Raw genomic sequence first — 12,147 nt, 5'->3', positions numbered from 1 at the left:
ATCGAGAATGCGGCCAAGCGCTTCCGTGTCGATGTCGCTATCAACGCGGACCCGACGGCCCCGGCCGAGCTCGATCGTCACATCGCTGCGCTTCCGACGAGGATGGGGTGTGGTCGGCGGTTCCGGCTGAATGGGAGAGACTGATGAAATGGCCTCGGACACGATCACCGGCACCAACACGGTTCCCGTCTCGGTCTGCGGCTCGTCGAGCCGGCACAGCTCTTTGCGCCAACGAAACAACTGGCTGACATGGATACCAGCCGCGCGGGCAATCTCGGAGATGACCGCGTCTGGCTCAAAGCAGGCAGCGACCAGGCGCTCTTTGTCTTCTCGTGACCAGCGCCGACGGCGCTCTACGGACGTGATCACCTCAATTGGATGCTTCGTCATATGACTACTCCTAGTGTTACCACTAGGACTGGCAGTCAGAAGGCCGTCATCGCAAGACGGCCTTCACCGTGGGCTTACACACCAATTCGCCTACCTTTCAGCGAAACGTTGTACTGGATCACCGGCGGTCCGTTTCGTGACGGCTAGCGATTGTTAGTCGGCCATCTAAGCCAAAGTTACTCATGGAAGAACCTAAGGCGAACAAACTGCATCTATCACGCCGTAGTTGCCAAAGCTTTGTGGATTGTGATTCCATTGCACGTCGTCGGTCTGATTCCTGTATTATTATTCCGGCTCACGCGAATCTATGATCACGGCTGGCATTGGCGGAATAATATTGAGCTTAAACGAAGATGAGTGGCACCTTCTTGCAATAGGAGCGTTCGATAGGCCGACGCGCATCTGCGCCCTAAGTCCGGAGCTCTCGGTTTTGATCGGTGTTTCCACGGTTTCAATCTGGATTAGTCCAGATTACGTGAAGAAGATCAGATTTAAGCACCGAACCGCTGAGATTGCCTTCAGCCACATTCCAACCATTCTTCAGTATGGAGAGGCATACACAGACAGAGAGCCGAACTGCATTCAGTTCTTCTCGCAAATTGACAATCGGCTGTATCGGCTGGTCCTCAAGGGCGTTCAGTTGAAGAATGAGATTTGGGTGAGCACATTCCACCCTGTCCACGCCAGTGATTACCGACGGCGCACTAAAAGGGCTCGCCGGATAAAGTAAACCCCGCCGAAGCGGGGTCTTTGTACGCCTGGGCGCCAAACACCCAGAAAGCTCTACACCCTTGCGGGGAGGACGGCCTTGGCTAATTACCGCGTCTCGCGTACATCTCGAATATGGGCAACTTGACGACGCCGTCAATATCAACAATCGGTTGACTTAATCCATTTTTCGTGATACAGCTTAGCAGCTTCTTCGCTGGAAGAGATGCTGTTAACGGCCAGAAAATAGCGAAAAATTTAGCGCTTCCGACAGGTTTTGTTGTTTACGACACTCCGATCGACCCAGATAGATAGTTTCAGCAGAATCAATGACGCTCCTTGCCTTTCAGCGAGACGATGTACCTGTGGATTAGGGGGCGCCCTTAATCCGCATCCTCAAACACACCAATAAGCTTCGACGTCATGCCGTCACGCGTGAGGTGAGCCAGTTGCGCGAATGCACCGATCGCACCGGTAACGCTTTTTCCGTCGGGCGACTCGACGCTCGCGCGCCGCTGCATTTCCAGGATGCGCATGCCGTCTCGAGCCGCGTTCTCTGGCTGGAATTCAGTGCCGACAGCAGCCGGCGGGAAGGGACGAATATACTTCGTCACCGGCCGCAGGGTGAACGCCGGTTTCCCGTTTGATATGCTGCTGTCAGTGCTGACCGCGTATGCCTCATAGCGCTGGCGCTCATCTGACCATCCGCCAATCACGACTTCGCACGGGCCGAACAAGTGAGCCTGGCCAGCTTTCCGCATATCATCCGCGCCCCGCTTAATAAGGTCGGGGAAACCCGATGCAAACTCATCAAAGTTTTTGGCCGGGCTGTCACCGATCATAGGGCCATGGCAGAATGTTGCCATGACAGGGCCGGTGATTGCGAATGCAGCCCCAAGCCAAGGTATGTGGTGCACCTTGGCCATGCGCCCTGTCTTCGCGGGATTGCCGCCAAATGCTGGCAGGTAAGTCGCACCGTCGACGACGAAGTATACGCCGCTCTCGCGCACAAAGGTATTAATGGCGGTCATGGTAATCCTCCATGTCAAATTCTTCGAGGTTGGTTGCGAGAGGGCAGGTGCCAAGGCTGGCAAAGAAAGTTCCGGCAGATGCGGCGCCTATAGTCGCTGTGATTGCGGCCGTGATAAAAGTCATGTTGGTATCTCTTTCATTGGGTTGCTTGGCTCGACGCGCTTCAAGAAGTGCGTCTCAATTGGTGCGTAGCCGCGGCGCAGGTAGATCCCGGAGACGTCATTGATTGACATCGATGCCATGACGATCGACGAGCTTCCAACCGACCTTGCCCAAGCCTCATAGGCATCAAGCATCCTCAGACTACCGCGCCCTCTCGCTCGCTCCGATACGAACCAGATGGTTTCGACAGCGACTTGACCCGCACCGAATGGGTGGTCATTGGATACGGCCAGAAGAATGCCCTGCGCAGGTCTTCCTATGACAATCACACATGCTCTCGGCGATTCCATATGCTGCTGAAACAGAAAAGCGGCGCGGGCCGCCTGAAAGGGGAATGTATATCCCGCAGCGGTGTGGCTCTCCCTCAGAAGGGCAATGACACGGTCGCGGTCTTTTTGTTCGGCAAAACGTACTTCCATACTGACTTCTCCCGATATCAAAACTTCACGTTCCTCTTGCGGGCGTCTCTAACTGCACCTTCAACCCGCGTTGGCAATTCGGCCCTGTCCTTCGCCATCTGGGCACGAAGCTGCGCGATCTCGGGACCGCTGCCCTGCACGTTATAGACAGGAGAGAAATTCACATTGACCGCGCCGCCACCACCGCCGCCGCCCGAGATCGACTTCATATCCGGAATGCTGGGAGCTCTCATCGCTGCCGCAAGCTGGTGGTTCGGAACAACCTGCTCGCCGCCTTTGAAGCGGACGAGCTCAGGCCCCTTCTCGCCGACAAGTGCCATACCAGACCGAGCAGAGCTTGTGCCGGACGCGTACATCGGCAGCGGAGCGGCAGGGAAGAAGCTTTTACCACCGCCACCGAACAGCCCTCCAAAAATCGACGACAGGAAGCCGCCACCGCCGCCGCCAAGGTTCTGGATTTTGAACATGTTGTTGAAAACGTCATCCAGAAGAGCGCTGCCAATACGCTTTAGGGCGTTAGCGAAGACGTCCGCCGCTTTCTCGCCCTCCAAGAAACCGTCAACGAGACCGCGCGTCACATCCTTTGCTGTGGACATGGCATTTTCCGCAGCCTGACGCACTTCGTCCTGCTTTTCAGCCAGTTGTTCAGATTGAACCGACGCCTGCGCATAAGCTTCAGCGAGACGGTCAATCTCGGCGGCGAGCTCGGGCGTGATCTTCTTTTCAGCCTCTTTCGCAGCGGTCAGAAGCTCATGTGCCGCTCGGGCCTTCTCCAGAGCATAACCATAATCCTCGATGGTGGGGTTGAGGAGTTTCTGTGCTTCGGTTTCAGCAATTGTCGCAGCTGTCGCCTCGGCGATGCGTTTTTTCATTTGCTCATAATCGTCAAGCTTCTTACCGCTGCCTTTGCCACCGTCTCCGCCACCAGCGCCGCCCTTACCGCCCTCAGATGTGCCGAATGTGGAGTTTAGCGCCTCCTCAAGTTTCTGCGCGCCGAGCTCAGTGAGTGACATCTCGGCACGGATCTTCTTGATCTCGGCGGTGATAGGGCTGTTGTCGATGACAGACTGCGTTTTCTCAAGCCCGGTAATATCATCAGGCTGACGAACAAAGTTGCCAACGCGCGGATCAGAAAAGCCGCGTTCAACGCCGCTATTCCTGGTGAAAACCTTGCTTCCAATTTCGGACTTGAGGGCGGAACCCCGTTCTTCAAGGTTTGCTTGCTGTACCGCGAGCAAGGCGCGTTGGCGTTTCAGCTCGAGTTCCAGAAGAGACTTTTTGGCCTCGAACTCTTTTTTCGTATCGGCCACGATAGAATTTGACGCCGCCGTTTGCGCGCTGGCTGTAGTGGCAATCGCCTTTTTATAGGCATCCTGAGCCTTGGCTGCATCAGCAATCATGCTTTCGACAGCGCCACCCTCTCTGGCCTGTGCGGCGAGAGCCTGAGTTGCGGAATCAACGCTGTTGCCCCACTTGCCGAATGCGATCGCAGCGCCCGCGGCTAGGCCTGCGATGAGGCCTAGGGGACCGAGTGCCGCGGCAAATCCCCCTGCGGTGAGTGTGCCCGCTCTCATCGCAGACACTAACGCAATAACCGAGCCTGTCGCGGTAGGAATCGAAGCGATCATCCCGCCGATTGCTCGACCAACAAGTGCCGTACCTAGGACAGTGGCTAATTGAATTGCCACATCTGCGGTGTCATCGAAATTGTCGGCCAGCGCGTTCATGCCGATTACTAGGCGTTGGGTTGCGCCTAGGCTTTCGTCCGTCCCGCCGATATATTTAGTGAAGGCGTTGTTCACCTTTGTCAGCGACTGACCCAGCGTTTGGGTGGCGGCGGCGGCCCTCGTTCTGAGGGTATCTGTCCCGGCGAGGATGGCTCGAAAGAATTCCTGTGCCGTGACCTTGCTAGCCTTTACGTCAGCTGAGAGTTTCGAAACCGAACCACCCCATTTGGCTGACCCTGCGGCAGCGGCTTGAAGTAAGGGATACATTCCGTCGATGAGCGAATTGTACTCTTGGCTTTGGATCTTGTTTCCCTGAAGGGCCTGCGACAGCTGCAACAATGCGCCGCTGGCTTCGGTCGCGGATTGACCGGATACCTTTAGGGCCAGACCAACAGAATCTGAAAATTGAATAAGTTCGTCTTGGCTGGCTCCAAGATTTTCAGCTGCCATAGAGGCGCGTCCGTAAAGCTGGACCGTTGCCTCTAGCGGTGCCGCATTGGCTTGGGAAAGCTCGAAGAGTTTCTGAAGTGTCTTGACCTGTTTTTCACCGGTGACGCCAGCAACGGCCAGTGAGTTTTTTGCCTTTGTCCAAGCCTCCGCGTACCCCAGTATCTCTCTGGTGCCAAGAACTGTCCCGATGCCCGCGATAGAACCTGAGAGCAAGTTTCTGAAAGATGAATTGATATTCGAGTTCATCTTTCGGAAACGGTCTTCCACGGCCTTGGCCTGCCTGTTCGTAACACCAACGGCGCGACTCATCGCTCTGTCGAACCCTTTAATGTCGGCTGAGAGCTGCACGACAAGCTTTTCTAAATCTTGCGCCATATCTAAGCGTCCCTCAGTACGGTCCATGCACGAAGGAATGCACGCGCGTCTTCATGGCGTCCGGTATCTGCCGCCCACACGGCTAACGCCTGGGTTATAACTGCGTCTGCGGCAATGACAGGCAGTCCGCCTTCTTCGAGAATTGAATCCACGCAGGTTTGGGCCCGCTCTGTTGCGCGATCGAAATCGTCTCTCATGTTGGTGTCCCTGGAACAATTGAGCAGCCGTCAGCGTTCGTCAGCGACGAAAACGCAGGAGGGATGCAATGGAAGATCGGGATGAGGTCGTGCCGCTGGCGGAGATTACGGCTCAGTTAGCGGCTTTAGCGGAGCAAGCCAGGGCGTTTTGCAAAGATCTTGAAACGGTCCCTGATGAGGATGAGGAAAGCCTGAGCGAAGACTAGGGGTCATATTTTCAATTGGAAAAATGCACGTGAATGACCCCGGCCGGTCCCTGAAAAAATCGACTTTCGGAGTTTCGGCAGGCCCCGTATCAGGCGAAAAAACGTAATGATTTCTCGCGCGCGCGATTGCGCACGCGTGAGGCAAAAAACTGTGTTTGCACTAAAAGTGCATTCCCGCGCCGCTCCGTGACTGAGCGAACGGTCACTTCGAATCTACCCCCTAGCCTAGCTCGACAGGGTATCCGTCAACACCGCAGGCAAAAACCTTGCGGCCGCGCTCCATCGCCTGCTTTGCGCTATCGTGATGATGTCGGCAGAGGCTTTGAAGATTGTCGGGGTCGAAGAATAACGTCTCATCGCCCTTATGTTCTTTGATGTGGTCGACGACCTCGGCGGCAGTCACCTCTTCGGTTGCGAGGCAGAAGCGGCACAAGGGTTCTTGCATCAGCTGTCGTTCTCTGAGGTCGAGCCAACGCTTTCGCTTGTAGAGGTGTTGCCAAGCCGCGCTCTGCGCGCGGTTCTTACTGCGCCACATACCTGCCATCTAAAGGTACGCTGCCTCGCCCCACGTCGTGACCTCTCGCACGTTTACTGCTTTTGATCGTCCATCGATGCCGGTGACGCGGTCATAGTCGAAGCGCTGGCCGATGCGTGGTGCCTCATGGTCGGGCATGCTGGTGATGTGTACAAATTCGCCGGCGTTACCGCGCTCGCCGTCCTCTTGGATGAAACCGAAACCGCGATCGGTCATCCATTTGATAATCTTGCCTGATGGCATAGTTCAATCCTCATAGATGGAAAGGGTGGCCAGCCGCCGGGGCTCGACGACTGGCCTGCGACACTAAGTAAGGAACCGAAACTTAGTGTCTGGATGGTGTTAGGCGGCGTAGAGGTTGCCGTAGATGAACGCCTCGGGTCGGAAGGTTGCTAGAGCAAGACGCTCCTCGATCCTTACGGTCAGGAGGTTCTTTTCAAAGTCATCAGCGTTCTCGCTGCTTATGAGGACTTCAACATCCATGCGGTCGAAGACGGTCGCGCCTTCCTTAAAAGCGCCCACGAGCATCTTGCCGGGTGTGATGACGTTCGACGGCACAAGGTCCAAATCCCACAGGCCGGGTCGGACAATGCGCACCGGACCGCCATTCGGGTTCTGCGGGTTACCGACGATATAATTGCCGCCGGCATCTTTTGTGCCAAGGATACGGCGCCAGTCTCGCTTGTTAATCACAACGCCGGTAACAGGAAGCTCTGCGTCTTCCGCCTGGCTGATGGCCTGAAGGACTCGATCAATCGGCGTTTCACTCGTCGATGTCCACGTCGGCGCAAAAGCAGTTGCCTGCGGAATGATGCCCTTAAGGTTCTGGCCAGTACCAGAGCCATTCAGCAGCTGATTTTCCTCGACGGTCTGAAGGCCGTAGACGCCGCGTCGCTCAATGTATGCGGCAAGCGCGGGTGCGTCATCCATGATCTGTCGAGACACCTTGAAGAGGTGAGCGATCGTCACGACAGGCGCAGATTTCAGGTCAAATGTCAGATCAGAATAAGGCTTCGCAGCACCTTCTGCGACAGGCGCCGCGTTATTGGTGAAGCCAGTCTCGACGGGCCACTCGATGGCGTTTGAAGTTGTTCTGGCCTGCCCAAGAAGGTCGCGCACCGTCATCTGCCGCTGATAGGGCGTGACGATATCAGGAATGCGATGACCGGGGACCAAAGAAGTTCCGGGGGAACGGCCCGTGCCAACGGTCGTGTTCCCGCTGGTAATGGCAGCGTTCTCGCCAAGAATTTTGATAGTCGCCTTCCCGCGGAAGGAGGAGTTCACAGACTTCAGTTCTTCGCTGTTCGCGATGATATCGCCAAGGGATTCCGTGGGCGCACGGTTGTCATTGGCGTGGTCTCCCATGCGCGCGAAGCTTTTTTCGAGGCCGGAGATTCGCTCAGACAGGTCAGTTGTGGCGGTATTGAAAGCAGAGCCAAGCTGCTCGATTTTGGTAGCAATATTGTCAGTCATCAGGTGTCCTTTTCGACATATGAAAACGCGCCGAGGTAGGCCAGCATGTGCGGCAGATACATTCGTGCGGGTTTGTCTGTGTTGGCGGCATTCCATGCGTCGATTTCGACGACGTGCCGCTTGGCTTGGCGATGGAGATCGCGGTGCGTTGCGATCTGATCTGGCGTCCGATGCTTTCGCGCGGTCTTTTCGCGCTCGGCAATCTGGGATGCTTGCAGGCGATTGTGAAAGTCAGCCTCAGCGGCCTCTTCTCTAATCTGTTCGAGAAGTTGCGATATTTCAGACGTCATTGCGCAGCCCGCCATTCTTTCGCCAGCGCTTCGAATGCGGGGCCCGCAACAAGGGCCTGCTTCACAGCACCGGTTGCCTGCGTTGCACCGAAAACGGCGTGAACGCCGTGGCCGCCGACGTCAGCAAGTATATCAACGCCGGGGTTTTCCAGATCATTTCGCAGCACAATGCTCTTGATGACCGGGGCAAAAGGGTTTGTCCGGCCGCCGTCGAACGCGGCTGCAATAGCCTCAACGAGCGACATGCAGACCGCTGGTGAATGGATACGGGCAAACTTGTCGACGCTTTCGCCTACTGAGCCGAGACCGTTGTCGGCCAGCACGGCGATAAACAGCCGTGCCATTTGGTCAGCAGAGAGGGGTGGATAGGTTCGGCCCACCGCCTTCGGCAGCACTCCAGCGTCGGACGCGCGTTGCGCCAGAGAGGTGACGCGACCGAGGCCAATGCCAAGTGTTTTAGATAGGGCAAGACATGCCGCGGCTTTGCGCACGGTCGCCTCCTTTCATTTTTTGAAATGAATGTTTTGGGTGTTTAAAAAAATCAGGCCAAGCTCGCACACCCGCCGTAGCGGGGTGCGTTGGCCGGATCACCGCAAGTGCCGCTCGCGGGATTTCATCTGCGCCCGGTACATCCGCGGTGCGCAAACACAAAGAAGCCCGCCGGGACTGCGACCGACGGGCTAAACTCTGGGGCGATTTTCACCGCCTACACCACATACCGAACAAGCTGCAAAAAGGGGACTTTAAGCCGCGAGAATGGTTTCCAGTACTTCGCAAGCCTTAATCAGAGCCTGTTTTCCTTTGCGCTCGGCGTGCTTTCCTGTGTGGCCTAGCCGCTCTCCGATCTGTCTGAGGTTCGCAGCCACAAGTGCAAAATCAAGAATATCCGCCGTTTCGGGCTTTATCGTGCGCCTAACGAACGCAGCGTAGTCTGCGTCGGCGACCGGATCATCAAAAGCATAAGCACCGCGGTTTGCGGTGACGCTTATACCGACGTTGGGCGGCGGCAGATTGTCGTTCGCAGCACCCTTGGGTCGAGCGAAACGTTCGTAAGCTTTATGTCGACCGACACGCACAAGACCGCCTAATGGGATTCGCACCGCACCTATGGAAATCCTGCCTATCTCATCGCGTATAAGAGCACGTTCTTCGACGCCGCCGTTCGAAAAATAAAGAGCACCCATGCGAACAACGCACTCAGGTTTACGGCCTTTCTGCTTCATCACCTTGCCGCGATCGATCTCACCGCCAACTGGTACGACGTTTGGCGCACCGTCACCACCAAGCCTGGCGTGGCGACGCTCTTCGAAATCCACACCGCTGAGCGCGCGGGAAATCGCGGAGATACGCGGCCGGATAGTGTGGTCGCAGTCGATGAGGACGGGGCCAGGATCAGAATTGTCGTTAGCGGCGGTCCAGTCTGAACCACGTGTAATTGCACGCCAAGTAAGCAGGGATCTCAGTTTTTTTGACAGATCACCAAGCCGGGGGGAATCGGTAGCTTTCGCCTTGCGTGCAGATGTTGCGCGCTGGTCTTGCGGGTTGTTTGACTGCCATGCGGCAAGCGCCTTGCGGTAGGTGGCTGGCGTCCATGAGATGTCAGTGTGAAATGGCAAGTGCAGTCCTCTCAGATGTCAGACGAGCGGATGTTTGAAAGGCCGGTTATGTGGCTCTTGTTTTGGGGCTAAACGTGATGCGGGAGGCGCCGAAAATCAGCGAGTTACACCTTAGACCAATTTTACAAATTTGTCAATATTTGCTTGACATTGCAAGAGAATTGTTGCAGCCGAAAAGCCTTCCATTGAAGTCGACGGCCACAATTAGATCAAAAGTCAAGGAAACTTTTTTGCGGAATGTTTCCATGACAAAGCGCAATCGTGGGGGTAATTGGATGGTCACCCTTTAAAAAACGAGGATGACCAATGACCCTACTCCAGTTCGCCTACGTGATGATTGCCGTGTCCTACTTGGTGGCCGTCGTGGCTCTACACCTTGGGCATTGATAGGAGAAATCACCTGATTCTCCGCCCTCGATGTGCGGCGTTACCGCAAGAACAAATTTTTTGGAACTATTCGTTACTTTTGGTTGAATTATAGATGAGAATTTGGTTGCATCACGCTTACAGATTCTTCTGGCAGGATGCAAAAATGTCGAATGATAAAGATCCAAAAAATAACGTGGGAAAAGATAGCCGGAAAGGCTCATCTGAACACGGCAGCAGGCAAATCAACGAACAAAAGAATCTGACTCTCGATCATCTGAGAGATAAGGTCGTATCAAAACCGCGACCCGATAATAAAACGGAACAGAGCTAGGCCTTGGTGGGTGAAGCAACTTCCTTCTGGCCTGATAATCTAGCCGACTACGCTTCGTCTGCGGGTCTGCCAATCTCACTGATCGCTCTGTGGTTTGTTTTGAGGCAACTGAAAAAAGACGGTTTAGCTAGCTCCGCTAACGCGGTCGGAGCTGCGTACAATTCGATAATTAAAGCAATAAACGATCTCGATGGCAAGGAAGAGAAAGACAGGGAAGCGGCATTATCGGAGGTATTTAATCAGCTAGAAATGGCCTGCGCACTGAAGAGAGATGGACAGTTCAGTGGCCACTCTGGAGGCTTAGCTTCGAAGATGCTTATCGGAGTTATCGAAATGTTGCTGAGCGATGAGGAAAACCGATCCTACTTCTACCGCGCAACATCTAACTCAGACACGTTCCAGAACATTAGGGCGATCATGACCGAAGGCAATGCCAACACACCTCCCGTTCAACCGAAGCAATTCATGAAGGGGCGAGCTGAAGTCGCTGAGATCGTCTACAAAGACTACAAGGAAATGCAACGCGCGACGTTCGAGTTAGCCGGTCAATACGGTAGATGGCTGCTCGCAAGCTTACTGCTGATCCACGGCGGCGCGCTCTTCGGCCTATTCACTTTCCTGAGCGAACTTGCAGACAAGCCGGACGCCTTGGCGCGCTACCAATGGACGGTGTGGTGGTTTGTATCTGGCCTTATGCTTACGCTCTTTGCGGGCTTGTTCACTTGGTTGAACTGGTCGATGAATAGCAACAACTATGAGGCTTGGGCAAACAAGGCAATGTTGTGGGATTCGGATGAATGGGTCGGTCAAAATGTCCACACGTGGGGCATCAATTTTTCCTATTGGGCAGCGTTGGTCTTAGGCGTGTTATCGTCACTTTGTATTGTAGGGGGCGCTTACTCTACCTTGAACGGCAACTGGGTTCAGTTGGTGGCAACGGCATTAGCCTAACAAAAAAGGCCGGCGCATCACTGCACCAGCCTTCTTTCGATTCTCTCGCCGCTAGTACATCCGTGGTCGACGATAAAGCCGATCGGCGGGGTGTGTTCAGTCGTCAGAAATTGTCATGCCGTCGCATCATCCGTCGGCGCAGTACCAATCATTTTTGACCAACCACCAAACGGAGTGTTTTTAACAACATCAGCGAACCGCATTGGAATGCGTGTCCGGTTTGGTGCGGGAACCCACGGCCTGGAGCAGGATACGAATTTCCCGTTATTGATCATAAGATCCACCTTTCGTCCAACAAGCTCATCGGCATGTTCGACGCTGTCCAGACCGACTGCATCCAAAAGCGCACGCAATTCCTCTTGGCCGCCCTCCTGCTCTCGCACGTCGTCGCTTTCGTAAACAAAGAACTGCTCAACCAGCTCATCGCGATGGGTGCGGTAATAGATTGTCAGCGACTTTGCAGCGTCATCCGGATCGGTCCAATATTCTACCTTTTCAATCGTGCCGCCCGCCGACTGGTCGGGGTGTACCGTGAAATCTGGTTTTTCCGATATCGGTATACCGACATCGGGATGGTTATCATTGCTGGCCTTTATCGGTGCGTTGGCTTTGGCTTTAGCAATTGCGGCTCCCTTTGCGTCCCCGTGAATGATAGGCAGGTCTTCCTTTGAACTGCCCCCCATTTCGACCGGACAGTCGGCATAAGCAGAAAGGCTCAAGCACAGGCTTGAGGACAGGCTTATGTCTAACGAGTATCGACACGTTGAATTGCTGACGGGTGATGTTCGCCGTAGGCGGTGGACAACCGAGCAAAAGCTGACAATCATTGAGCAGAGTTTCGAACCCGGCGAGACGGTATCTTCGACCGCTCGCCGTCATGGCGTCGCGCCCAATTTGCTTTATCGGTGGCGCAGGC

Annotated in this window: 14 protein-coding genes; 3 read left to right on the top strand and 11 right to left on the bottom strand. The window is 55.0% G+C overall.

Features of this window, described 5'->3' with window-relative positions:
- The 4 genes from tnpA to O8B93_RS27510 all read right to left on the bottom strand — a co-directional run.
- On the bottom strand, positions 1-390 hold a 390-nt coding region (gene tnpA, locus O8B93_RS27525), incomplete at its 3' end, for an IS66-like element accessory protein TnpA (RefSeq protein ID WP_269713058.1).
- Positions 391-1,481: 1,091 nt separating this feature from the next.
- Complete coding sequence (locus O8B93_RS27520; RefSeq protein WP_269713057.1) at positions 1,482-2,129, bottom strand: hypothetical protein; 648 nt, start codon at positions 2,127-2,129, stop codon at positions 1,482-1,484.
- Between the two features lie 120 nt (positions 2,130-2,249).
- Complete coding sequence (locus O8B93_RS27515; protein ID WP_269713056.1) at positions 2,250-2,711, bottom strand: GNAT family N-acetyltransferase; 462 nt, start codon at positions 2,709-2,711, stop codon at positions 2,250-2,252.
- A gap of 17 nt (positions 2,712-2,728) precedes the next feature.
- Positions 2,729-5,263 carry a tape measure protein gene (locus O8B93_RS27510; protein ID WP_269713055.1) on the bottom strand — a complete coding sequence of 845 codons (2,535 nt, stop codon included), beginning with the start codon at positions 5,261-5,263 and terminating at the stop codon, positions 2,729-2,731.
- A 265-nt stretch (positions 5,264-5,528) separates the two neighbouring features.
- Between O8B93_RS27510 and O8B93_RS27505 the strand changes: the two genes are divergently transcribed.
- Entirely contained in the window at positions 5,529-5,666 is a 138-nt protein-coding gene (locus tag O8B93_RS27505) for a hypothetical protein (RefSeq protein ID WP_269713054.1), read from the top strand.
- Between the two features lie 220 nt (positions 5,667-5,886).
- Here the strand turns inward: O8B93_RS27505 and O8B93_RS27500 are convergent, their stop codons facing one another.
- From O8B93_RS27500 to O8B93_RS27475, 6 genes are all read right to left on the bottom strand, one after another.
- Positions 5,887-6,210 (bottom strand): HNH endonuclease, encoded by a 324-nt coding sequence (locus O8B93_RS27500; protein ID WP_309568523.1) that lies wholly within the window; start codon positions 6,208-6,210, stop codon positions 5,887-5,889.
- Positions 6,211-6,444, bottom strand: a complete 234-nt coding sequence (locus O8B93_RS27495) for a cold-shock protein (RefSeq protein WP_269713053.1) — start codon at positions 6,442-6,444, stop codon at positions 6,211-6,213.
- Positions 6,445-6,543: 99 nt separating this feature from the next.
- Positions 6,544-7,674, bottom strand: coding sequence for a phage major capsid protein (locus O8B93_RS27490; protein ID WP_269713052.1), 1,131 nt, complete (start codon positions 7,672-7,674; stop codon positions 6,544-6,546).
- Positions 7,674-7,964 (bottom strand): hypothetical protein, encoded by a 291-nt coding sequence (locus O8B93_RS27485; RefSeq protein WP_269713051.1) that lies wholly within the window; start codon positions 7,962-7,964, stop codon positions 7,674-7,676. Before O8B93_RS27485 ends, O8B93_RS27490 begins: the two co-directional genes overlap by 1 nt.
- Positions 7,961-8,455 carry a hypothetical protein gene (locus tag O8B93_RS27480; RefSeq protein WP_269713050.1) on the bottom strand — a complete coding sequence of 165 codons (495 nt, stop codon included), beginning with the start codon at positions 8,453-8,455 and terminating at the stop codon, positions 7,961-7,963. The genes O8B93_RS27485 and O8B93_RS27480 overlap by 4 nt, the downstream gene beginning before the upstream one ends.
- A gap of 252 nt (positions 8,456-8,707) precedes the next feature.
- A complete protein-coding gene (locus tag O8B93_RS27475; RefSeq protein WP_269713049.1) occupies positions 8,708-9,580 on the bottom strand; it encodes a hypothetical protein in 873 nt (290 codons plus the stop codon).
- Positions 9,581-10,283: 703 nt separating this feature from the next.
- On the opposite strand from O8B93_RS27475, the gene O8B93_RS27470 reads away from it, so the two are divergent.
- Complete coding sequence (locus tag O8B93_RS27470; protein WP_269713048.1) at positions 10,284-11,231, top strand: hypothetical protein; 948 nt, start codon at positions 10,284-10,286, stop codon at positions 11,229-11,231.
- Between the two features lie 113 nt (positions 11,232-11,344).
- On the opposite strand, the gene O8B93_RS27465 is transcribed toward O8B93_RS27470, so the two are convergent.
- Entirely contained in the window at positions 11,345-11,950 is a 606-nt protein-coding gene (locus O8B93_RS27465) for a hypothetical protein (protein ID WP_269713047.1), read from the bottom strand.
- Between the two features lie 22 nt (positions 11,951-11,972).
- Between O8B93_RS27465 and O8B93_RS27460 the strand changes: the two genes are divergently transcribed.
- A partial coding sequence (locus tag O8B93_RS27460) for a transposase (protein ID WP_269712060.1) occupies positions 11,973-12,147 on the top strand: 175 nt, incomplete at its 3' end.

Source organism: Martinezella rhizogenes (assembly GCF_027460065.1).
In the GTDB taxonomy this organism is placed as follows: domain Bacteria; phylum Pseudomonadota; class Alphaproteobacteria; order Rhizobiales; family Rhizobiaceae; genus Agrobacterium; species Agrobacterium rhizogenes_C.
The sequence above is the reverse complement of the archived record's forward strand: the minus strand, read 5'-3'. Positions and strand labels throughout refer to the sequence as shown.